The sequence below is a fragment of the Pseudoglutamicibacter albus genome (assembly GCF_031458175.1).
In the GTDB taxonomy this organism is placed as follows: Bacteria; Actinomycetota; Actinomycetes; order Actinomycetales; family Micrococcaceae; genus Pseudoglutamicibacter; species Pseudoglutamicibacter albus.
Window position 1 is genome coordinate 2,140,153 of record NZ_JAVDXX010000001.1, and the last position, 23,295, is coordinate 2,163,447.

At 59.1% G+C, this 23,295-nt stretch carries 14 protein-coding genes and 3 rRNA genes; 13 read left to right on the forward strand and 4 right to left on the reverse strand.

Annotation, left to right across the window (positions count from 1 at the left end):
* Positions 1–304 precede the first annotated feature (304 nt).
* From J2S67_RS09470 to J2S67_RS09510, 9 genes are all read left to right on the forward strand, one after another.
* Positions 305–1,837, forward strand: a 16S ribosomal RNA gene (locus J2S67_RS09470).
* 520 nt (positions 1,838–2,357) lie between these two features.
* A 23S ribosomal RNA gene (locus J2S67_RS09475) occupies positions 2,358–5,468 on the forward strand.
* Between the two features lie 175 nt (positions 5,469–5,643).
* Positions 5,644–5,760, forward strand: a 5S ribosomal RNA gene (gene rrf / locus J2S67_RS09480).
* The 16S, 23S and 5S rRNA genes sit together here, the layout of an rRNA operon.
* A gap of 204 nt (positions 5,761–5,964) precedes the next feature.
* Positions 5,965–7,998 carry a M13 family metallopeptidase gene (locus tag J2S67_RS09485; RefSeq protein WP_070506948.1) on the forward strand — a complete coding sequence of 678 codons (2,034 nt, stop codon included), beginning with the start codon at positions 5,965–5,967 and terminating at the stop codon, positions 7,996–7,998.
* 116 nt (positions 7,999–8,114) lie between these two features.
* On the forward strand, positions 8,115–9,650 hold the full coding sequence (gene lysS, locus J2S67_RS09490) for a lysine--tRNA ligase (protein ID WP_035757277.1): 1,536 nt from the start codon (positions 8,115–8,117) through the stop codon (positions 9,648–9,650).
* 2 nt (positions 9,651–9,652) lie between these two features.
* Complete coding sequence (locus J2S67_RS09495) at positions 9,653–9,880, forward strand: hypothetical protein (RefSeq protein WP_070506943.1); 228 nt, start codon at positions 9,653–9,655, stop codon at positions 9,878–9,880.
* Between the two features lie 118 nt (positions 9,881–9,998).
* On the forward strand, positions 9,999–10,298 hold the full coding sequence (locus J2S67_RS09500; RefSeq protein ID WP_035757283.1) for a histone-like nucleoid-structuring protein Lsr2: 300 nt from the start codon (positions 9,999–10,001) through the stop codon (positions 10,296–10,298).
* A gap of 143 nt (positions 10,299–10,441) precedes the next feature.
* Positions 10,442–13,081, forward strand: coding sequence for an ATP-dependent Clp protease ATP-binding subunit (locus J2S67_RS09505; protein WP_070506940.1), 2,640 nt, complete (start codon positions 10,442–10,444; stop codon positions 13,079–13,081).
* Between the two features lie 173 nt (positions 13,082–13,254).
* Entirely contained in the window at positions 13,255–13,827 is a 573-nt protein-coding gene (locus J2S67_RS09510; protein WP_070506938.1) for an amino-acid N-acetyltransferase, read from the forward strand.
* Positions 13,828–13,909: 82 nt separating this feature from the next.
* On the opposite strand, the gene J2S67_RS09515 is transcribed toward J2S67_RS09510, so the two are convergent.
* Entirely contained in the window at positions 13,910–14,944 is a 1,035-nt protein-coding gene (locus J2S67_RS09515; protein ID WP_141739799.1) for an HhH-GPD family protein, read from the reverse strand.
* 49 nt (positions 14,945–14,993) lie between these two features.
* On the opposite strand from J2S67_RS09515, the gene J2S67_RS09520 reads away from it, so the two are divergent.
* Positions 14,994–15,731 carry a DUF4834 family protein gene (locus J2S67_RS09520; protein WP_035757288.1) on the forward strand — a complete coding sequence of 246 codons (738 nt, stop codon included), beginning with the start codon at positions 14,994–14,996 and terminating at the stop codon, positions 15,729–15,731.
* Positions 15,732–15,761: 30 nt separating this feature from the next.
* Here J2S67_RS09520 and disA read toward each other — a convergent pair whose 3' ends face one another.
* The 3 genes from disA to J2S67_RS09535 form a co-directional block, all read right to left on the reverse strand.
* Entirely contained in the window at positions 15,762–16,856 is a 1,095-nt protein-coding gene (gene disA / locus J2S67_RS09525) for a DNA integrity scanning diadenylate cyclase DisA (RefSeq protein WP_256173838.1), read from the reverse strand.
* Between the two features lie 160 nt (positions 16,857–17,016).
* Positions 17,017–18,411, reverse strand: a complete 1,395-nt coding sequence (gene radA, locus J2S67_RS09530; protein ID WP_035757291.1) for a DNA repair protein RadA — start codon at positions 18,409–18,411, stop codon at positions 17,017–17,019.
* Positions 18,412–18,508: 97 nt separating this feature from the next.
* Positions 18,509–19,654: an FUSC family protein gene (locus J2S67_RS09535; protein ID WP_035757294.1), complete on the reverse strand. Its 1,146-nt coding sequence runs from the start codon at positions 19,652–19,654 to the stop codon at positions 18,509–18,511.
* 178 nt (positions 19,655–19,832) lie between these two features.
* Here J2S67_RS09535 and J2S67_RS09540 point away from each other — a divergent pair, with 178 nt between their 5' ends.
* The 3 genes from J2S67_RS09540 (at position 19,833) to pstA (ending at position 23,207) form a co-directional block, all read left to right on the forward strand.
* A complete protein-coding gene (locus J2S67_RS09540; protein ID WP_035757297.1) occupies positions 19,833–20,948 on the forward strand; it encodes a phosphate ABC transporter substrate-binding protein PstS in 1,116 nt (371 codons plus the stop codon).
* Between the two features lie 98 nt (positions 20,949–21,046).
* Positions 21,047–21,994, forward strand: a complete 948-nt coding sequence (pstC, locus tag J2S67_RS09545; RefSeq protein WP_083285333.1) for a phosphate ABC transporter permease subunit PstC — start codon at positions 21,047–21,049, stop codon at positions 21,992–21,994.
* A gap of 133 nt (positions 21,995–22,127) precedes the next feature.
* Positions 22,128–23,207, forward strand: coding sequence for a phosphate ABC transporter permease PstA (gene pstA, locus J2S67_RS09550; protein ID WP_052048627.1), 1,080 nt, complete (start codon positions 22,128–22,130; stop codon positions 23,205–23,207).
* Positions 23,208–23,295 lie beyond the last annotated feature (88 nt).

The following is a 23,295-nucleotide window of genomic DNA, read 5'->3' on the forward strand; positions in this document are numbered from 1 at the left end:
TGAAAAAGATCGTGAGAGCACTGAGGCGACCAACCCACTGAAAATCACCAAGAAATTGGTTGGTATTCAGTGCGCCCTTCGGAGCGGACTATAGATAACTGTAGCGAGCTGGTTGGGTGTTTGTTGTTTGAGAACTCAATAGTGTGCCAAGTTTGTTTGTTGATACCAAATATTTTTTGTTTGGTGGTTGCCTGCATGCCTTTGATCCCTGTCAGGGTGTGTGGGTTTCTGCTTGGATTAGATGTGACCGCGCCCTTTTTTGTGGGGTGTGGTTGTCCGCTTTGTAGCATCTGTTTTTATGTTTTTTGCGGAGAGTTTGATCCTGGCTCAGGATGAACGCTGGCGGCGTGCTTAACACATGCAAGTCGAACGCTGAAGCCTGGTGCTTGCACTGGGTGGATGAGTGGCGAACGGGTGAGTAACACGTGAGTAACCTGCCCTTGACTTCGGGATAAGCCCGGGAAACTGGGTCTAATACTGGATATGACTCCTTACCGCATGGTGGGGGGTGGAAAGATTTATCGGTTGGGGATGGACTCGCGGCCTATCAGTTTGTTGGTGGGGTAATGGCCTACCAAGACGACGACGGGTAGCCGGCCTGAGAGGGTGACCGGCCACACTGGGACTGAGACACGGCCCAGACTCCTACGGGAGGCAGCAGTGGGGAATATTGCACAATGGGCGCAAGCCTGATGCAGCGACGCCGCGTGAGGGATGACGGCCTTCGGGTTGTAAACCTCTTTCAGTAGGGAAGCAGCCTCTTTTTGGGGTGACGGTACCTGCAGAAGAAGCGCCGGCTAACTACGTGCCAGCAGCCGCGGTAATACGTAGGGCGCAAGCGTTATCCGGAATTATTGGGCGTAAAGAGCTCGTAGGCGGTTTGTCGCGTCTGCTGTGAAAGCCCGGGGCTTAACTCCGGGTGTGCAGTGGGTACGGGCAGGCTAGAGTGCAGTAGGGGAGACTGGAATTCCTGGTGTAGCGGTGGAATGCGCAGATATCAGGAGGAACACCGATGGCGAAGGCAGGTCTCTGGGCTGTTACTGACGCTGAGGAGCGAAAGCATGGGGAGCAAACAGGATTAGATACCCTGGTAGTCCATGCCGTAAACGTTGGGCACTAGGTGTGGGGGACATTCCACGTTTTCCGCGCCGTAGCTAACGCATTAAGTGCCCCGCCTGGGGAGTACGGCCGCAAGGCTAAAACTCAAAGGAATTGACGGGGGCCCGCACAAGCGGCGGAGCATGCGGATTAATTCGATGCAACGCGAAGAACCTTACCAAGGCTTGACATGGACCGGATCGGCGCAGAGATGTGTTTTCCTTTCGGGGCTGGTTCACAGGTGGTGCATGGTTGTCGTCAGCTCGTGTCGTGAGATGTTGGGTTAAGTCCCGCAACGAGCGCAACCCTCGTTCTATGTTGCCAGCACGTGATGGTGGGGACTCATGGGAGACTGCCGGGGTCAACTCGGAGGAAGGTGGGGATGACGTCAAATCATCATGCCCCTTATGTCTTGGGCTTCACGCATGCTACAATGGCCGGTACAATGGGTTGCGATACTGTGAGGTGGAGCTAATCCCAAAAAGCCGGTCTCAGTTCGGATTGGGGTCTGCAACTCGACCCCATGAAGTCGGAGTCGCTAGTAATCGCAGATCAGCAACGCTGCGGTGAATACGTTCCCGGGCCTTGTACACACCGCCCGTCAAGTCACGAAAGTTGGTAACACCCGAAGCCGGTGGCCTAACCCTTGTGGGGGGAGCCGTCGAAGGTGGGACTGGCGATTGGGACTAAGTCGTAACAAGGTAGCCGTACCGGAAGGTGCGGCTGGATCACCTCCTTTCTAAGGAGCACTCAACACCACAACCTGTATGGATATATGCATGGTGGTTGGTGGTGTCAGAGAATAGATGGTGCTGCTGTCACGGGTGTTGACAGGTGCCATGCTCATGGGTGGAATATCAACGAAACCACGCACTCTCTTGGGGGTGTGTGGGTCTTGGTGCATTGTTGGGTCCTGGAGCAACAAACCACCAGGTACGTAGCGGGCATGTTTTGTGTTCGTGTGTTTGGTGTGGTTGTTTCTCTAGTGTGTCCCCGACCTAATACAACACGCTACTGTGTGCGCTGGTTCTTTGACTGGTGTGTCTGGTGTGGTTGGTGGGTGTGGGGTTGTTGTTTGGTTACTGCATAGTGGACGCGAGCATCTTGTGAGGATGACACCCCTTGTGGGGTGTTGTTTTCATGTATGTGATTTTCTCAACCCAACACAATCAGTCCAGTCTTTTCCTTTTTTGGTTGGTTGGTTTGTTGGTTGTGTGGGTTGTGTTTGTTGCTCATGAATCAATGGTTTGCATATGTGTGTGTAAGTTGTTGAGAGCGTATGGTGGATGCCTTGGCATCAGGAGCCGATGAAGGACGTGGGAATCTGCGATAAGCCTGGGGGAGTTGATAACCGGACGGTGATCCCAGGATGTCCGAATGGGGGAACCCCGCATGCTGTGAGGTGTGTGACCTGACACTGAATATATAGGTGTTATGGGGGGAACGAGGGGAAGTGAAACATCTCAGTACCCTTAGGAAGAGAAAACAATAGTGATTCCGTTAGTAGTGGCGAGCGAACGCGGATGGGGCTAAACCTGTATCGTGTGATACCCGGCAGGGGTTGCGGTGCGGGGGTTGTGGGTGTATGTGTCCAGTTACTGCCGTGGCTGGCTGGTGAGGTGCGGGCGTGGAGACGAAGCAGTGTGAGTGCTGCACCGTAGAGGGTGTGAGTCCCGTAGTCGTATTATGTTCCGCCGCTAGATCGTATGACCCGAGTAGCACGGGGCTCGTGGAATCTCGTGTGAATCTGCCAGGACCACCTGGTAAGCCTGAATACTACCTGATGACCGATAGCGGATCAGTACCGTGAGGGAATGGTGAAAAGTACCCCGGGAGGGGAGTGAAATAGTGCCTGAAACCATGCGCTTACAAACCGTCAAAGCCCTTTAGGGGTGATGGCGTGCCTTTTGAAGAATGAGCCTGCGAGTTAGTGCTGTGTCGCGAGGTTAACCCGTGTGGGGTAGTCGTAGCGAAAGCGAGTCTGAAGAGGGCGTTTCAGTGGCACGGTCTAGACCCGAAGCGGGGTGATCTACCCATGGCCAGGTTGAAGCGTGTGTAAGAGCACGTGGAGGACCGAACCCACCTAGGTTGAAAACTGGGGGGATGAGCTGTGGGTAGGGGTGAAAGGCCAATCAAACTCCGTGATAGCTGGTTCTCCCCGAAATGCATTTAGGTGCAGCGTTACGTGTTTCTTTACCGTGGTAGAGCTACTGGATGGCTGATGGGCCCTACAAGGTTACTGACGTCAACCAAACTCCGAATGCGGTGAAGTGAGAGCGTAGCAGTGAGACTGTGAGGGATAAGCTTCATGAGTCGAGAGGGAAACAGCCCAGAACATCAGCTAAGGCCCCTAAGCGTGTGCTAAGTGGGAAAGGATGTGGAGTTGCTGAGACAACCAGGAGGTTGGCTTAGAAGCAGCCACCCTTGAAAGAGTGCGTAATAGCTCACTGGTCAAGTGATTCCGCGCCGACAATGTAGCGGGGCTCAAGTACACCGCCGAAGCTGTGTCACTCCATACTTTTGTGTGGGGTGGGTAGGGGAGCGTCGGGCATGTGGTGAAGCCTGGGTGGAAACCATCAGGTGGAGCGTGTTCGAGTGAGAATGCAGGCATGAGTAGCGAATGGCGGGTGAGAAACCCGTCCGCCGAATGATCAAGGGTTCCAGGGTCAAGTTTTTCTTCCCTGGGTGAGTCGGGACCTAAGGCGAGGCCGACAGGCGTAGTCGATGGACAACGGGTTGATATTCCCGTACCGGCGAAGAACCGTCCATATCGAAGCGATGATGCTAACCACCCCAACCACACCAGACCAGCCACTTTGTGGCTAGATGGTGTGTGCGGCGTGGGACCCGATTCGTGGAGGTAAACGTAGTAACAGGTGTGACGCAGAGAGGTAGCCGGGCCAGGCAATGGAATCGACCTGGTCTAAGAGTGTAGGCCGGTGTATAGGCAAATCCGTACACCATAATGGCTGAGACTTGATGGGCGCCCACTATGGGTGGGTGATCCGGTGATCCTGTACTGCCGAGAAAAGCATCGACGTGAGGTTCTAGCTGCCCGTACCCGAAACCGACACAGGTGATCTGGTAGAGAATACCGAGGCGATCGAGAGAATCATGGTTAAGGAACTCGGCAAAATGCCCCCGTAACTTCGGAAGAAGGGGGGCCTGCCTCGTGACCCCCACATGCTGGGGTGAGCGGGTGTGGGCCGCAGAGACCAGAGGGAAGCGACTGTTTACTAAAAACACAGGTCCGTGCGAAGTCGCAAGACGATGTATACGGACTGACTCCTGCCCGGTGCTGGAAGGTTAAGAGGACCTGTTAGAACATTCGTGTTCGAAGCGGAGAATTTAAGCCCCAGTAAACGGCGGTGGTAACTATAACCATCCTAAGGTAGCGAAATTCCTTGTCGGGTAAGTTCCGACCTGCACGAATGGAGCAACGACTTCCCTGCTGTCTCAACCATGAACTCGGCGAAATTGCAGTACGAGTAAAGATGCTCGTTACGCGCAGAAGGACGGAAAGACCCCGTGACCTTTACTATAGTTTGGTATTGGTGTTCGGTGCGGTTTGTGTAGGATAGGTGGGAGACTGTGAAGCAGCCACGCCAGTGGTTGTGGAGTCATTGTTGAAATACCACTCTGATCGTATCGGATGTCTAACCTCGGCCCGTGATCCGGGTCAGGGACAGTGCCTGATGGGTAGTTTAACTGGGGCGGTTGCCTCCTAAATGGTAACGGAGGCGCCCAAAGGTTCCCTCAGCCTGGTTGGCAATCAGGTGTCGAGTGTAAGTGCACAAGGGAGCTTGACTGCGAGACTGACAGGTCAAGCAGGGACGAAAGTCGGGACTAGTGATCCGGCAGTGGCTTGTGGAAGCGCTGTCGCTCAACGGATAAAAGGTACCTCGGGGATAACAGGCTGATCTTGCCCAAGAGTCCATATCGACGGCATGGTTTGGCACCTCGATGTCGGCTCGTCGCATCCTGGGGCTGGAGTCGGTCCCAAGGGTTGGGCTGTTCGCCCATTAAAGCGGCACGCGAGCTGGGTTTAGAACGTCGTGAGACAGTTCGGTCCCTATCCTCTGCGCGCGTAGGAAATGTGAGAAGGGCTGTCCCTAGTACGAGAGGACCGGGACGGACGAACCTCTGGTATGTCAGTTGTACCGCCAGGTGCACCGCTGATTAGCTACGTTCGGGAAGGATAACCGCTGAAAGCATCTAAGCGGGAAGCCTGCTTCAAGATAACATTTCCAACCAAACATTGCTTTGGGAGAGGCCCCCAGCTAGACCACTGGGTTGATAGGCAGGAAGTGTACGCACGGACCATAGACGTGTTCAGCTGACCTGTACTAATAGGCCGATCACTTACACACAACACCAACCTCATCCTCTTCAATAGCGAGGGTTCGCGTCCACTAAGCGGTCACCACACCACAAACCCACCCCAGCGGTGATACACAACAACTGAATACAGCAACACACACGTACACGTAACAGATTTCCCCAACCAGCACCACAACGAGAGTGTTGGGTTTGGGGTGAGAGAGTTACGGCGGTTATAGCGTGGGGGAAACGCCCGGTCCCATCCCGAACCCGGAAGCTAAGCCCCACAGCGCCGATGGTACTGCAACCGGGAGGTTGTGGGAGAGTAGGACACCGCCGAACACACTTCACGAACGTGACAGGAGAAGAGACCGATTATCGGTTCCGCTTGAGCCACCCCACCACCACCGGCTCGCGACCGATAGCCCCTTTCGGTTCTTCTCCTGTCACTTTTTCTTTTAAACAGGCACACGAACACCAACACATCATCCACAACCCGCCGCTTCACTTTGGAGCCCGTACCCGGCGCCCGGTAGCGTTATATACATGACCGCTACAGCTAACACCGACATCGAAGCCACCGACGTGCCGCGTCCACAAGACGACCTGTACCGTTGGGTCAACCACGAATGGCTCACCAGCAACGAGATCCCATCCGATCGTGGATCCTACGGTGTCTTCCACGAACTACGCGACCGCGCAGAAGCAGACGTGCGGAACATTGTCGAAGAAGCTGTAGCACGCCACCATCAACGCCAAGCCAACAACGGCAGCAGCAATACCGCCGAAAGCAACGGCGGCAACACTGCCGATAGCAGCGACGAAGAAGCCGCGCGCGACGCCCGCATCGCTGGCCTATGGGACTCCTTCATGGAGGAAGAACGCATCGAAGCGCTCGGAACCAGCCCCGTGGGCGACCTGCTGGAGAAAATCGACAACGTCCACGACGTCGAACACCTTATGAAGCTCGCAGGAGAGTTCGCGATCGTTGGGATCGAGGCGTTCTTCAGCATCGGCGCCTCCAACGACGCCAAAGACCCAGAGGTAAACCTCTTCACGATCCTCCAAGGCGGCATCGGCCTACCAGACGAGGCATACTACCGCGAAGACGCCTACCAGGACATCCGGGAGGCTTACCACGCTCACATCGAGCGGATGCTGACCCTCTTCGCATACCCAGACCCAGCAGGTACCGCTATCCGCATCTTCGATCTTGAAACAGCGATCGCCAAGCACCACTGGGACATCGTGAAAACCCGCGACGCCCAAGCCCGCTACAACAAGATGAACAGCGACGAACTGCTCGAGCTGGCCCCGCTGTTGCGGAACTGGTTTGACGGCTCACGCATCTCAGAAAAATACTGGTCCGTTGTAGACGTGTGGCAGCCAAGTTTCCTCGAAGGGCTCAACAAAGAGCTCACCGAACAACCCCTTGAGGCATGGAAGGAACTGCTCGCGTTCAACGTGATGCGCGCACGCGCCCCGTACCTCAATAAAGACGTCGTGACCGAAAACTGGTCCTTCTACTCCCACACCCTCGGCGGGGCCACCGAACAGCGCGAACGCTGGAAACGCGGCGTAGCGTTCGTCGAATCCGGCGTGGGCGAGGACATCGGCCAGATCTTCGTGGCCGAACACTTCCCGCCGGCAGCGAAAGAACGGATGGACCATCTTGTCGACCGTCTGATTGAGGCATACCGCACCTCGATCACCGGGCTGGACTGGATGGGTGAAGACACCCAGAAGCGAGCACTCATCAAGCTCGAGAAATTCCGCACCAAAATCGGCTACCCGAACGAATGGATCGACTACAGCACCCTCGAGGTCGACCCCGAAAACCTGGCGGGCAACGTCGCAGCGATCGCCCAATTCACGCTCCAGCGCGAGCTGAAGAAGATCGAGGACGGTGTGAACCGTGAACTGTGGTTCATGTATCCACAGACCGTCAACGCCTACTACCACCCGCTGCTCAACGAAATCGCGTTCCCTGCAGCGATCCTGCGGCCACCGTTCTTCGACCTCAACGGCGATGACGCAACCAACTTCGGTGCGATCGGCGCGGTGATCGGCCACGAAATCGGGCACGGCTTTGACGACCAAGGCTCCCGCTTCGACGGCGACGGAACCCTCACCGACTGGTGGACCGAAGACGACCGCAACGCCTTCGAAGCCCGCACCAAGAACCTGGTTGAACAATACGGGGCACTCGTCCCGCCAGAAGCGCCGGAGCACACCGTCAACGGTGAGCTGACCCTCGGTGAGAACATCGGCGACCTCGGCGGCCTCGGAATCGCCCATAAGGCTTACCTCGCCGAAATGAAGGCGACCGGCCGCGACCCCGAGGAAGAGACCGACGGGCTGAGCGGCAACCAGCGCTTCTTCACATCGTGGGCAAGGGTGTGGGCGAGCCTCACCCGCCCAGAGTCCATGGTCACCATGGTCTCGACCGACCCGCACTCACCAACCGAGTTCCGGGCCAACCAGACCGCCCGCAACGTGGACGCCTTCCACGAAGCGTTCGGCACCGAAGAAGGCGATGGAATGTGGCTGGCACCCGAAGAACGCGTCAGCATCTGGTAGCCAGTTAGCCGGCAGACTCACGCCCGCCTTGAGTTCCGGTCAGCGACTGGGTTCTATACAGCGCAGTGTTCTGTACAGCGCTTTGAGTTCTATCTAGCGCAGAGGTGCCAGCTAGAATGGTGGGCGTGACTGCCAACGCTAACTCTTCTGAAACGACATCGACCGTTGACAACCGTGACCAGCGCGCCGTGCGCCTGGCCAAGCGTCAGGAAATCCTTGACTCCGGTAAGCAGGCGTACCCGGTAGGGGTCCGCCGCACCCATTCACTGGCGACCGTGCGCGAATACTGGGCGCATCTTGCAAGCGGTGAAGAAACCGACGATGTGGTTGGTGTCGTGGGGCGCGTTGTGTACCAGCGCAACACGGGTAAGCTCTGCTTCGCTACCCTCCAAGAGGGCGGCGAAGACGGCTCGACCGTGCAGTTGCAGGTCATGATTTCGCTCGCGGAGGTCGGTCAGGAAGCGCTTGAAGACTTCAAGCACCTCGTTGACCTTGGCGACCACGTGTTCTTTGAAGGACGCGTGATCTCATCCCGCCGCGGGGAACTGTCCATCATGGCTCAGCGGTGGCAGATGGCCTCCAAGGCGCTACGTCCGTTGCCTGTTTTGCACGCTGACCTCAACGAAGAAACCCGCGTACGTCAGCGTTACGCAGACCTCATCGTGCGTGAAGAAGCGCGCCAGATGATCTATAAGCGGGCCGCAGTCACCCGCGCGATCCGCCGCGTACTCGATTCCCACGGCTATGTGGAAGTCGAAACGCCGATGTTGCAACTCATCCACGGCGGCGCCGCGGCGCGTCCGTTCGAGACGCACCTGAACGCGTTCGATCAGGACATGACGTTGCGTATCGCGACCGAGCTGTACCTCAAGCGCACCGTGGTGGGTGGGGTGAACCGCGTCTATGAGATGGGCCGTATCTTCCGCAACGAAGGTGTGGATTCGACCCACTCGCCTGAGTTCACGACACTCGAGTTCTATGAGGCGTACGCGGATCAGTTCGTGATGGCCGCACGCCTCAAGGAGATCATTCTCGCCGCCGCCGAGGAAATCGGTTGCGGCCTACAGATCCCGGGACCAAACGGCACCACGATCGATCTTTCCGGTGAATGGGCTTGGGTGAGCGTCTACCCGGCGCTATCTGAAGCTGTGGGCCGCGAGATCACCCCAGAAACCGGCATCGACGTGTTGAAGGAAGTCGCTGCTGAAAAGGATGTGGCCTGGGATGAGAACTGGGATGAGCAGAACGCCGTGATCGAGCTGTTCGGGGAGATCGTCGAACCAACCCTGATCAACCCGACGTTCGTCTACGACTATCCGCCGGCAGCCCAGCCGCTCGCACGCCAGCACCGCTCCAAGGACGGTGTCATCGAAGCGTGGGACCTCATCATCGGAGGTATGGAGCGCGGCACCGCGTTCTCCGAATTGATCGACCCGGTGATCCAGCGGGAACGCCTCACGCATCAGTCCGAGCTCGCCGCAGGTGGCGACCCCGAAGCGATGCAGCTCGATGAAGACTTCCTGCGTGCACTCGAATACGGTGCGCCACCGATGGGCGGCACCGGCCTGGGTGTGGACCGCCTCGTCATGCTGTTCACCAACGTAGGCATCCGCGAGACCATCCTCTTCCCGCTGCTGAAACCGGAGGCATAGCCATGGCCGAAATCTGGGACGCCATTTACCCATACGTTTCAGTACTGTTGCCGACCATTACCCTCGCCCTTATTTTCTGGTGGGTTATGCGCTCGATTGTCAACGCCGACCGCCGCGAGCGTGAAGCCGCAGCTAAGGGCAAAGAGCGCACGGACGCGCGGTTCGAAGACGCCGTTGAGAAGCGGATGAAAGAAATCGAATCCGAAATGGCTGCTAAGAACCAAAAATAGCGAAAACCCGTCAGAAAATATCTGACACCCTCAACGGCGTAGCGTAGTATTTTTATTCGAAGCTTATTTTGATGACCTTTCAATTTAAGCGAACTCAATAATGAGTGGAGAAGTATTTATGGCACGCCAAGTTCAAGTCACGCTGATCGACGATATCGACGGCACGCCAGCAGAATCGACGGTTTATTTCGGCCTCGAAGGCATGCACTACGAAATCGACCTTTCCCAAGACAACCTCAACAAGCTACGGGAATTCTTACGCCCCTACATCAAAGCCGGCCGCCGCTCCGCGCCGCACTCATCCGATGAAGCAGCGCGCATCCGCGCATGGGCCAAAGAAAAAGGCTACGACGTCTCCGACCGCGGACGCCTCAGCCACGAGATCATCGTGAAATACCGCGAAGCACACCGCAGCTAAGGCGTCCACAGACTTCGAAGCCAAGGCACAGACTTCTGCTATCTGCGTACACGGTCACAAACTGTTCACCTGATGGTGAACACAGACCAATCAACTGCTTTCGATGCGTAGCATCGGAAATAAGTCATTAAAGGAGTGTGCGCATGTTCGAACGTTTCACGGACCGTGCCCGTCGTGTTGTGGTGCTCGCCCAAGAAGAGGCGCGCATGCTCAACCACACCTACATCGGCACCGAACATATCCTGCTCGGCCTCATCCACGAAGGTGAAGGCGTAGCAGCAAAAGCCCTGGAATCCCTCAACGTGTCACTCGGAGCGGCACGCGAACAGGTCCAGGAAGCCATCGGTCAAGGCTCGCAAGCGCCAACGGGACACATCCCCTTCACCCCGCGCGCCAAGAAAGTCCTCGAACTTTCCCTACGTGAAGCCCTCCAACTGGGCCACAACTACATCGGCACCGAACACATCCTGCTCGGCCTCATCCGTGAAGGCGAAGGCACCGCAGCCCAGGTACTCGAAAGCCTCGGCGCCGACCCACAAGCCGTACGCCAAGAAGTCATCCAACTCATCTCCGGCTACCACTCCTCCAAGGAACCAGCCGGAGCCGGCGGCGGCTCCCGCGACCAGAAAGACGGAACCCCGTCCGGTTCCGCCGTCCTCGACCAGTTCGGCCGCAACCTCACCGCCGCAGCACGCGAGAACAAACTCGACCCCGTCATCGGGCGCGAACACGAGATGGAACGCGTCATGCAGGTCCTTTCTCGCCGCACCAAAAACAACCCCGTGCTCATAGGTGAGCCAGGCGTCGGTAAGACCGCGGTCGTTGAGGGGCTCGCGCAAGCGATCGTGCGCGGCGATGTGCCAGAGACCCTCAAAGACAAGCACCTCTACACGCTTGACCTGGGTTCCCTCGTGGCTGGCTCCCGCTACCGCGGTGACTTCGAAGAACGCCTCAAGAAGGTCCTCAAAGAGATCCGCACCCGCGGCGACATCATCCTGTTCATCGACGAAATCCACACCCTCGTCGGTGCCGGCGCCGCCGAAGGCGCGATCGATGCCGCGAGCATCCTCAAGCCGATGCTCGCCCGCGGTGAACTCCAGACCATCGGCGCAACCACGCTCGATGAATACCGCAAACACATCGAAAAAGACGCGGCACTGGAACGCCGCTTCCAGCCGATCCAGGTACCGGAACCATCGGTCGAGCTCACCGTCGAAATCCTGCGCGGCCTACGCGATAAATACGAGGCACACCACCGCGTATCCATCACCGACGAAGCGCTGCAGTCCGCAGCCCAGCTCGCCCACCGCTACATCTCCGACCGCTTCCTGCCGGACAAGGCCGTCGACCTCATCGACGAAGCCGGCGCCCGCCTGCGCATCCAGCGCATGACCGCCCCGCCAGAGCTCAAAGAGATGGACCAGAAAATCGCGGAAATCCGTCGCGAAAAAGAATCCGCGATCGACGCCCAAGACTTCGAAGGAGCGGCCAAGCTCCGCGACGAAGAGCAGCGCCTGATCACCGAGCGCCAAGAAAAGGAAGCCGCATGGAAGAACGGCGACCTCGACGAAATCTCTGAGGTCACCCCAGAGGTCATCGCCGAAGTCTTGGCTTCCTCGACCGGCATCCCGGTTGTGCAACTCACCGAAGAAGAGTCCACGCGACTACTCAACATGGAAGAGGAACTGCACAAGCGCGTCATCGGCCAGGACGAAGCGATCAAGTCGATCGCCCGCTCGATCCGCCGCACACGCGCCGGCCTCAAAGACCCGAACCGTCCAGGCGGCTCGTTCATCTTCGCAGGCCCAACCGGTGTAGGTAAGACCGAGCTCGCTAAAGCGCTCGCCGAGTTCATGTTCGGTGACGAGGACGCCCTCATCACCCTCGACATGTCCGAATACGCAGAGAAGCACACCGTTTCCCGCCTGTTCGGTGCGCCTCCGGGCTACGTCGGGTACGAAGAAGGCGGTCAGCTGACCGAAAAGGTACGCCGCCGCCCGTTCTCGATCGTGCTGTTCGACGAGGTTGAAAAGGCCCACGCTGATCTGTTCAACTCGCTACTGCAGATCCTCGAAGATGGCCGCCTGACCGATTCGCAAGGCCGCGTGGTCGACTTCAAGAACACGATCATCATCATGACCACCAACCTCGGTACCCGGGACATCTCCAAGGGCGTGATGACCGGCTTCCAATCCACCACCGACGTCCAAACCGGTTACGAACGCATGCAGGCCAAAGTCCAGGAAGAGCTACGCCAGCACTTCCGGCCAGAGTTCCTCAACCGTGTTGACGACATCGTAGTCTTCCCGCAGCTGCAGCACAGCGAGATCGTCCAGATCGTGGACCTGTTCACCAACCGGCTTGCCGAACGGCTCGTCGAACGTTCGATCTCGCTGTCCGTCACGCAACCTGCACGCGACCTGCTCGCAGACCGCGGCTTCGACCCAGCGATGGGCGCCCGCCCACTACGTCGCACCATCCAACGCGACGTCGAAGACCCACTGTCCGAGAAGATCCTCTTCGGAGACCTGCTGCCAGGCCAGACCGTTGTTGTAGACGTCGAAGGCGAAGACGACGCTCGCAAGCTGACCTTCACCGCAGTCGACGGGCCAGACCAGCTCGAAGGCAAACCAACCCCAGCCGCGATCCTCGCCGGCTCCACCGAACCAACCGGCTCGGAAGAGACCGGTTCAGGATCTGACTCCGGTTCGGGTTCAGGCGAGTCAGGCTCGGGTACTGGCGAGTCAGGCGCCGGCCGCCACGCCTACAGGCCAGGCACCTAGCGCATCGAACGCATGAGTGAGCTGTGCCCCGCGTCCCGTGAGGGAAGGGGGCACAGCTCAGTCAGTTAACAGGGCATAGCCTTAGCAGGGCCTAGTCATAATACGGCCCAGTCATAACTGAGCGCAGCCTTAACAGGCCTTTATATTGAGGCCACCAAACTACGATGGACACCATGGCAACCCCAGCAACACACAACCCCAACGCGATCACCGTCCGGCCAGCGCGCTCACAAGACGTGAAATTCATCCGAGACCTCGTACGCCCATACGCCGAACAGCGGATCCTGCTGGAAAAAGAAGCCGTCGCCTACTACGAATCCTTACAAGAATTCAGGGTCGCCGAAGACGCCGACGGGCGCATCATCGGTTGCGGAGCCTTCCACGTCATGTGGGAAGACATCGGCGAAATCCGAACACTCGCCGTCCACCCAGACGCCGCCGGACGCGGATGCGGCGCAATGCTGCTGGAACACCTACTCCAAGACGCCAGAGACCTCGGCATCCACCGGGTCTTCTGCCTCACATTCGAAGTCGAATTCTTCAAAAAACACGGATTCGAAGTCATGGACCAACAAGACGCCGTAGCCCCCGAAGTGTTCCAAGAACTCCTCCGCTCACCTGACGACGGCGTCGCCGAGTTCCTCGACCTCGCACGCGTCAAACAAAACACCCTCGGCAACACCCGGATGATCACCTCGCTCAAAGACGTCGAAGAACGAATCACCCCGCTCATGAGCCAAGATTAAGGTGCGCCAGGGCTGAGCTGCGCCGGAATTGAGGGGTGCGGGGCATATATCCACGCTCTCAGCGGTCGCCGCCGGAAGCCACCTAGCCGGGAAGTGACACCTCACCGTAAGTAGTCAGCACCGCCAGCCCATCCTCAATAAGTCCGCGGGCGCACGAAGCCCGCTGCGCATCGTCGGCACCAAGCAAAGCCAACTGAGCCAAAGCAGAACGCAAATGCGCCTCCGCGACTTCCTGCGCGGCCCCCTCCGCACCATCACGCGTAACGAGCACACCGTACGGAACCGGGCCATCGGACTCCCGTAAAACCGCCATCATCCGGCCACGCACCTGCCGGTCCGTCCCATGCCACGCCTGCCCACGCGGAACGTAATCCGCTGCCGGCTTCCCTGCAGCAACCCACGCACACACAGACTCCACCGGGCACTCACCACACCGCGGATCCCGGGCCGTGCACACCAGCGCACCCAACTCCATCGAGGCCGCATTCCACGTATTCGCCTCAGCGACCTCCGCAGACGTGAACGACGCATCCGCCGCATCCCCCGCCTCATTCGGGTGAGCCGGCATCAATGCTTGAGCCTCACGATACTGCGCCCGAGTCATCGAAGGCCCCGGCAGCGCCTTAGCGTGAAAAGCGCGACCCACAACCCGGCGAATATTCGTATCAACCACGGTCGCCGGGACCTGGTATGCGAAACACGCGACCGCCGCGGCCGTGTACTCGCCGATACCGGGCAGAGAAAGCAGGGTCGGAAGATCGCGGGGAACCACGCCAGCGTGCTCCGTGACGATCGCCTGTGCACAAGCATGTAAACGCAACGCACGGCGCGGATAGCCTAAGCGACCCCAAGCGCGCAGGACCTCACCGGCGGGCTCAGCCGCGAGATCATGCGGGGTAGGCCAGCGTCGCATCCACTCCTCCCACACCGGCTGAACCCGCACCACCGGGGTCTGCTGCAACATGATCTCCGAAACGAGGATGCTCCAGGGGCTCGCCTCAGGACGGCGCCACGGAAGGTCACGGCCGTGGGCTTGGAACCATTCGTTGACGCGTGCGCGGACCACGCTGGCGGAGGGCATTGTGGGGTTTGGGTTGTGGGTGGACACGTGTGTCATCATACGGCGGCTAGCTCGTCAGGGATGGTTAGCCGATTATCCTGGAGGCATGGCCACCGAGAACCAGAAACCGTCTGCAGCCACGTATCGACGTCGCCGTATTGTGGCACTGATTATTCTGCTGATCCTCCTCACCTTAATAACCTTGGGCATCGTGAGTGTCGTTAAATGGGTTTCCGGAGTCTTCGGTGGAGGCAAAACCCAAGCGCAAGAACAAAGTCAAGAACAAAGCCAGCAGCAGCAAGCCGCGGAAGGCTCGAAACAGTCGGGCGAAGAAAATAGCAGCACTGGCGATGCTAAAGATAAGAACACTGGTGATGCCGAAGATAATAAGAGCACTGGTGATGCTAAAGATGAGAAAGAGGGGGAGGGGCGGCCCAGCCCTCGGCCCGACGGCAGCCAAGAATGCGCGGACGGCGACATCAAAGTCAGCGCAGCAACCGACAAGAAATCCTATGGCGCGGGTGAAAACCCCGTACTGATCCTCAAAATCAAAAACACCGGTGACGTCCCCTGCACCATGAACGTCGGCACCAGCCAACAAGAGTTCGTGGTGACCTCCGGCTCCGACCGAATCTATTCGACCCGTGACTGCCAAAAAGACGCAGAAGACATCAAGCTCAAGCTTGAAAAAGGCAAAGAGGAAAACGCCCGTTTCACGTGGAACAGAGTACGGTCCCTGCCCGAATGTCAACCGATTTCAGCAAAACCGCTACCAGGTACCTACAAACTCAAAGTCAGCCTAGGCTCCAACGAATCCGAACCGGCCGCGTTCCTGCTGAAGTAGCCACCGCGCCAGCCTCCGCATGCCGGCGGGTCAGCGGTAGCGTTCCAACAGACTGTCTTCGGCGAAACGGCTTAGCCCTTCTCGTACGCTGCGGGCGCGGCTTTCGCCGACCCCTTCAATCTCTTGTAGCTCATCGACGTTCGCGGCCATGAGCTCCTGCAGGCCATCGAAACGCTGAACCACCCGCTCCACAAGATGCTGTGGCAACGAAGTAATACCGGACAGCAGCCGGAAACCGCGCGGCTCAACATGACGGTCAAGATCCGAGGCGCCCTCCGGGAAACCCAAAAGCATCGCGATCTGCCCAAGGTCCACCAGATGCGGAGAGTCCATGGCAGCAAGTTGTTGCTCTACCTGGTTGATGTCCACAAGCGTCTCACCGATACCGGCACGGCGTGCCGCGTTCGCGTAGTCCCGCAAAACAACCGAAAGCGACGGCCCAGCGCCCGTGCTGAGCTCTTCAAGGTGCAAATCAACGAGCCGCCCGTTAACACCTAGTTCAAGGATGTCGTCACGGATCTCCTCTGAAATGCGGCGCACCATCTCAAGCCGCTGGAGCACCATCGCGACATCGCGCACCGTGACAACGTTCTCGATCTCCTGATTCGATAACGCGTTCGTCACCTCAACCAGGCGTGCCTTATACCGCTCCAGGGTCGAAAGCGCCTGCGTTGCCCGCGCAAGGATCGTCTCAGAACCCTCAAGCTGGTGGCGCTGCCCATCAACATAGATGGTGATGGTGTTCATCGACTGTGATACCGCGATCACCGGATAGCCGGTCTGAACCGAGGTTTGCTCTGCCGTGCGGTGCCGGGTTCCGGTCTCCGTCGCGGGAATTGTCGGGTCAGGAACCAGGTGGATTCCGGCATGCAGGATGCGGGTGACATCCCGGGAGACGATGATCGCGCCATCCATCTTGGCAAGCTCCCGCAGCCTAGTCGGAGAGAACTCGATATCGATCGGGAAGCCGCCGGTGATCAATTGCTCAAGCCCGCGGTCGAAACCCAGCACGATGAGCGCGCCGGTGCGGCCGCGCACAATCCGTTCAAGCCCGTCGCGCAACTCAGTGCCGGGCGCGAGCCTGATCATCGTCTGCCGCAGAGCCTCAGCCTGCTCAGGCCGCAGGTCATCGGCCCGGTAGTGCTCGGCTCGCACATGTTCTGAATAACGAGGCGTCACGTGGGTTGGGTACCTTTCACATCGCGATGCGCAGCCCCGAGCCAGCGGAGCGCGCACGAACATTCATCTTTATTCTAGAAGCGCTCGCCGGCGGATGGGGCCTCATTTAGGATGAGCCGGCCGGTGTGAAACCTGCTAAATGTAGAGCTTCCGCGAGGCTCGTTACGGTCCTGACTTCCATTCCGTCAGGGATTTTCCCGGGCCCGTTGGGGGAGGTGGGGACGATCGCTCGCTGATACCCCAAACGGTGCGCTTCAGCGATGCGCCGGTTAACATCCTGTACCGCACGCACCTCGCCTGCAAGACCGACTTCACCGAACACGATCATGCGTTGGTCCAGAGGGTGGTTCGCTACCGCCGAGGCCACGGCGAGGCACGCCGCAAGGTCGATTGCGGGCTCAGTCAACCGGACACCGCCCACGGTTGCTACGAAGCAATCTGTCTGGCCTAAGGCGAGCCCTGCTCGGGATTCCAAGATAGCTAGCAGCATCGAGACCCGGGAAGAATCGAGGCCGGTTGTACTACGACGCGGTGACGGCGTGGTCGCCGCCGTCACTAGCGCCTGGACTTCAGCGATGAGTGGGCGGCGGCCTTCAACGGTCACGGTGAGGCACGTGCCGGCAACGGGTTGGATGGTGCGTGTACGAAACAGCCCGGACGGATCGGCTAGCCCCTCGATACCGGAGTCAGTCAGGTCGAAGCAGCCGACCTCATCGGTGGGGCCGTACCTGTTCTTGACCGCGCGTAGAAGCCGCAGGCGTGAGTGTTTCTCGCCTTCAAACTGACACACCACATCCACCAGGTGCTCAAGTAGACGCGGCCCGGCGATGGTGCCTTCCTTGGTCACGTGCCCCACAACGATTGTGGTGATGCCTTTAGTTTTAGCGGTACCGATCAACGCGGACGCGACTTCACGCACCTGTGAGACCCCGCCCGCTGAACCGGAAACCTCGGCAGATGCCAGGGTTTGAACCGAATCCACGATCAACAAGTCCGGCTCAATCTGTTCAACCTGGCCCAACGCGGTCCCCAGGTCTGTTTCCGAGGTTAGATACAGATCATCCGAGATGGCTCCGATGCGCTCAGCCCTCAACTTCACTTGCGCGGCGGACTCTTCACCCGAGATATAGAGGACCTTCAAACCAGAACGGGCAGACCGTGCCGCCGCATCGATCAACAGGGTCGACTTACCCACGCCAGGCTCCCCGGCGAGCAGAATCACCGCGCCTGGAACCAAGCCTCCACCTAAGACCCGGTCGAATTCACCCACGCCAGTAGCCCGATGCACCGCCGGCTGCGAATCGATGTCAGCGATTTTCTGAGCCGGCTTAGCCGCTGAACGCACCTGAGTCAGCTGACCCAGCTCAGGGCCAACTTCTTCAACAGATCCCCACGTCCCGCACTCAGGGCAACGACCAACCCACTTGATGGTCGCCCACCCGCACTCCTGGCACCGAAACTCACTCGACTTTCGGGACGCCTTTTTCCCGGAAGAACTCATGCCCCAACCCTACGCAGATACCCTGACACTTTGTTCACGCAGGCCCGCTCCGCCAAAGCATCCCGCCACAGCAGCAACCCCGCCGCAACAACGCACGCTAGATGCGGGGCAGGTATTCCGATGCGGCGTCGCGCGGGACCCCGGTTGCGTGCAGAATATCCACGGCAGTAGGCCGCAACAGCATAATCAGCGTGGTCAACTGCATGGTCTCGGCACGCCACGAGGCCGCATCCAAGTCGCCCACGACCTCCTCCATGATCGAGCGGGCGCGGCGCCGCATCATGTTCGCAGACCCCGTTGAGGTCTCCGCTGCCGAGTTCGCCAAAGCGTTCATCGCATCAGCGAACCCCTCAAACAGAGTGTGTAAGCGTTCCCGTTGTTCCGCATCGGGCGCCAAGGTGTTCAAAAGCCCCGCGGCACGCCGAGCCACCACGTTGAGCCCACGCAGAATTAGGTCAGCAACCTCCAAAAGCTGCTCCTGATCACTCAACTCATGACGGTGCCGCCGCCCCAAAACACTCAACTTCGCGTAATCGTTGGAGGTCTTGATCTCTTGCCGCGCCTGATCAACCAGCGTGCTAGCGTTACGCACCCGCACCAGCGTGTGCCACGCGGCCTGCGAATCTGAACGCTCAAGCGCTTCACCCAACTCACGGAAACACTGACTGACCTCCCGCAGCAGGCCCGAAAGTTTCGCCGCTGGCGCTCGCCGTGGGTCGCGTGGCCACATCAGCATCAAGAGTAGGCCCACGGTGCCGCCGATGATCGCGTCGATGGATCTGGTGAACGGGCCGCCGTAGGGGATGGGTAGCAGCACAACCAGCAGGGATTGGACGCCGAGTTGGGTTGCGAAGATCACGCCGGGGTCAAGGAAGCGTGCAAGCACGAGGGAGAGGAACACGACGATCGCGGCCTGCCATACGCCCCTGCCCAACAGCGTCATCAGCACGTCGCCTAACACGATGCCGAGCGTGCACCCGAGCGCGACCTCAAGGGTTCTGCGCAAGTGGGATGATGTCGCGAAGCCGAGCACGATGAGGGCGCTGGTTGCGGCGAAGATCGGTTGTTGGTGGCCGAGCACTTTTTCTGCGAACCAGAAAGAGAACACTGACCCGACTGTCGCGAAGATGATCCGGGTCATGGAGATCTGTACCCGGCGGAGGCCACCTTTGAGGCGGGCCTTGAGGTGGCGCATGGCTGCGCTCGATGCGCGGGGTAGCTTCCGCTTGCTGCGTGTGCTCATCCCGCGCACCTCCTTACACCCAATGTGATCAATATCTATCCTCCATTCTTACACCACCCCAAATAGTTCACCTGTTGTTCACATAAGGCCACAGGTTCCGTTACCTTGCGTGGTTAGCGTCTAGAGCGTCGCCGCAAAACCGCGGCACTCGCCTCCCCAGGAATGAAAGAGAAAGACCGTGCAGATTAAGCACTTCGGCCGTACGGCTGCAATCCTGTCCATCGCGGCCCTGGGCCTCACCGCATGTGGCCAGGCAAACAACACTTCCGGCTCCTCGGACAAAGACTCCGGCAACGGCGACGCCAAGCAGGTTTCCGGCACCCTTTCCGGTGCTGGCGCTTCCTCGCAGGAATCCGCTATTGGCGCATGGACCGCTGGTCTGAAGGAATCCCAGAAGGACCTCAACGTCCAGTACAACCCAGCTGGTTCCGGTGCTGGCCGTAAGGCATTCCTCTCCGGCCAGGCTTCCTTCGCAGGCTCCGACGCTTCCATCAAGGAAGAAGAAGTTGCTGACGCAGAGAAGATGTGCGGCCCAGAGGGCGCAATCAACATCCCTGCATACATTTCCCCAATCGCGATCGTCGTGAACCTCGAGGGCGTTGACGAGATCAACCTCGATGCCGAGACGCTGGCGAAGATCTTCGCTGAGGACATCACCACCTGGAACGACCCAGCGATCGCCGCACTCAACGAGGGTGTTGACCTTCCAGACACCAAGATCATCCCAGTGCACCGCGCTGACAAGTCCGGTACCACCGACAACTTCACCGATTACCTCGCTGAGAACGCTAAGGACGCTTGGCCAGCAGGTAACGTCGAAGAGTGGCCATCCGACCTCGGCGGCGAAGCGGCACAGGGCACCTCCGCACTGGTTGGTGTTGTCCAGAAGAGCAACGGCGCTATCGGCTACGCCGACAAGTCCGCAGCTGGCGACCTGACCCTTGCGAAGATCAAGGTCGGCGAGAACTTCCAGGCCCCAGAGGAAGAAGCAGCAGCTAAGTCTGTTGAAATCTCGGACCGCGTTGAAAGCAAGAACGAGAACGACATGGCTGTGCGCATCAACCGCACCTCCACCGAAGAGGGCACCTACCCACTCGTCCTTGTCTCCTACCACATCTACTGCTCCACCTATAAGGATCAGTCGACCGTGGACATGGTCCAGGCATGGGGCCACTACGTGGTCAGCGAAGACGGCCAGAACGCTGCCCAGGCAGCTGCTGGCTCCGCACCAATGACCGAAGCAATGCGTAAGGACGCCGAAAAGGCAATCGACGCCATCAAGGTCGCCGAGTAACGCATACCTGTGACGGGCGGCCGGCTTGAATGCCGGCCGCCCGACCACGCATCTAAGCCCCCACATCCCACTGGATTCACCCGCACAGGAGCAATCTCGTGACTTCCCCATCGCTGGCACCAAAGAGTGGCCCGCTCGATGAAAAGGCGAAAGGCCGAGTCGGAGACAAAGTATTCTCCGGCACCGCCTTGGTAGCCGGCATCATCATCCTTGTCATCCTCGTCTTCGTCTCGGTCTTCCTGGTCACCCAGTCCATTCCGGCGCTGACTGCAGACCCAGCAGACATCACAGGCGGCAAGGGCTTCCTCAACTACGTCCTGCCGCTAGCGATCGGTACCCTCATCGCCGCCGGCATCGCATTGCTCCTAGCAACACCAGTCGCAGTTGGTGTTGCATTGTTCATTTCCCACTTCGCGCCCCGCCGCATGGCGAAAACGGTCGGCTATGTGATCGACCTTCTCGCAGCGATCCCATCGGTCGTCTACGGTGCATGGGGCATGGCCGTGCTCGGCCCAGCGATGGTCGGGATCTTCAACTGGCTGCACGACAACCTCGGATTCATCCCGATCTTCGGTGACCCATCCCAGACCGGCCGAACACTCATGACCGCATCGGTCGTGCTCGCGGTGATGATCCTGCCGATCATCACCGCGCTCTCCCGCGAAATCTTCGTCCAAACCCCTAAACTTCACGAAGAAGCAGCGCTGGCACTCGGCGCAACCCGTTGGGAAATGATCCGCATGGCAGTCTTCCCATTCGCCCGCGCCGGCGTCGTCTCCGCAATCATGCTCGGCCTCGGCCGCGCCCTCGGCGAAACCATGGCAGTCGCAATGGTGCTCTCCGCAGGTGGCCTTACCATCAACCTCATCGGTTCCGGTAACTCCACCATCCCGGCAGACATCGCCCTGCACTTCCCAGAGTCCTCCGGCCTACGCGCCAACGAACTCATCGCGGCCGGCCTGGTCCTCTTCATCATCACCCTCATCGTGAACCTGATCGCACGGTGGATCGTGTCCCGTCACAAAGAATTCGACGGAGCTAACTAACATGACCCGCCCGAATCACGAACACAGCTCCCAAAAGTCTGAGGTAAAACCAGTGAACGCGACCGAACAGCGCACCAAAACCACATCAGAGGGGGAACGTCGCCACGGCCGTAGCCGCCTCACCTCCGGACAAATGCCACGATGGGGCGAGCCACTCATCGGCGTCATCTCGCTGATCCTCGGCGCCGCCATCGTAGCGCTCATCGGCTTCAACATCGCAGGCTGGCTCTGCGTCTCCGCGATCATCTTCCTGATCGTCGACTACGTTGCAACCCTGCTGGTAGCCAACCGCCGCCAAGCGGCCAACACGCTAGCCCGCAACCTCATCGTCGGCGCGTTCCTCATCGCGCTGGTCCCACTCGTCTCAGTCATCTGGACCGTTGTCGCCAACGGCTCCAAAGCGATCGTCGCGCCAGGGTTCTTCGCATCCGACATGCAAGGACAGATCGCGATCGCCGACATCCAGCACGCCCGCGAAGGCGGCCCGCTCATCGGCGGTATCAAGCACGCACTCATCGGTACGTTGCTCATCACCCTCGCAGCCACCGTGATCTCCGTGCCGATCGGTCTGCTGACCTCGATCTACCTCGTCGAATACGCACGCGACAACTGGCTCTCTAAGGTCATCCGCTTCTTCGTTGACGTCATGACCGGTATCCCATCAATCGTCGCGGGTCTGTTCGCGGCCGGTATCTCCGCCTACGTGATGCTCGACCTGTTCCAGATGCGGCCAGGCTCCCAGCTGATCGGTTTCTCTGCAGCGATCGGTTTGTCAGTGCTCATGATCCCGGTTGTGGTCCGCTCAACCGAAGAAATGCTGCGCGTTGTCCCGAACGAGCTGCGCGAAGCGTCAGCGGCACTCGGCGTACGCAAGTGGCGCACCATCATGAAGGTTGTCCTCCCAACCGCGCTATCCGGTATCGCATCCGGCGTCACCATCGCTATCGCACGCGTCATCGGTGAAACCGCGCCGATCCTGGTGACCGCAGGTACCGCATCAGTCGTGAACTTCAACCTGTTCAAGGACTGGATGATGGCGCTACCGGTCTTCATCTACCGCCAGCTGAACTACCCGGCAGCGCCAGCCGCGCAAGACGCATCGACCCTACGCGCATGGGGTGCAGCGCTTGTCCTGATCATCATCGTGATGCTGCTGAACCTGCTGGCACGCATCATCGCTAAGATGTTCGCACCGAAGCAGGCCGGCCGCTAAAGGAACCGGGTGGTGCGGAACACGCCAGCCACCCCACACACGAGCTCTCATAGACCACTGACCACAGGTCACACCAACCACTGACCAC

What these genes read in the sequence shown, in the direction of transcription:
- J2S67_RS09485 (WP_070506948.1), top strand. Translation starts at nt 5,965, where the DNA reads ATGACCGCTACAGCTAACACCGACATCGAAGCCACCGACGTGCCGCGT.
- lysS (WP_035757277.1), top strand. Translation starts at nt 8,115, where the DNA reads ATGGTGGGCGTGACTGCCAACGCTAACTCTTCTGAAACGACATCGACC.
- J2S67_RS09495 (WP_070506943.1), top strand. Translation starts at nt 9,653, where the DNA reads ATGGCCGAAATCTGGGACGCCATTTACCCATACGTTTCAGTACTGTTG.
- J2S67_RS09500 (WP_035757283.1), top strand. Translation starts at nt 9,999, where the DNA reads ATGGCACGCCAAGTTCAAGTCACGCTGATCGACGATATCGACGGCACG.
- J2S67_RS09505 (WP_070506940.1), top strand. Translation starts at nt 10,442, where the DNA reads ATGTTCGAACGTTTCACGGACCGTGCCCGTCGTGTTGTGGTGCTCGCC.
- J2S67_RS09510 (WP_070506938.1), top strand. Translation starts at nt 13,255, where the DNA reads ATGGCAACCCCAGCAACACACAACCCCAACGCGATCACCGTCCGGCCA.
- J2S67_RS09515 (WP_141739799.1), bottom strand. Translation starts at nt 14,944, where the DNA reads ATGACACACGTGTCCACCCACAACCCAAACCCCACAATGCCCTCCGCC.
- J2S67_RS09520 (WP_035757288.1), top strand. Translation starts at nt 14,994, where the DNA reads ATGGCCACCGAGAACCAGAAACCGTCTGCAGCCACGTATCGACGTCGC.
- radA (WP_035757291.1), bottom strand. Translation starts at nt 18,411, where the DNA reads ATGAGTTCTTCCGGGAAAAAGGCGTCCCGAAAGTCGAGTGAGTTTCGG.
- J2S67_RS09535 (WP_035757294.1), bottom strand. Translation starts at nt 19,654, where the DNA reads ATGAGCACACGCAGCAAGCGGAAGCTACCCCGCGCATCGAGCGCAGCC.
- pstA (WP_052048627.1), top strand. Translation starts at nt 22,128, where the DNA reads ATGCCACGATGGGGCGAGCCACTCATCGGCGTCATCTCGCTGATCCTC.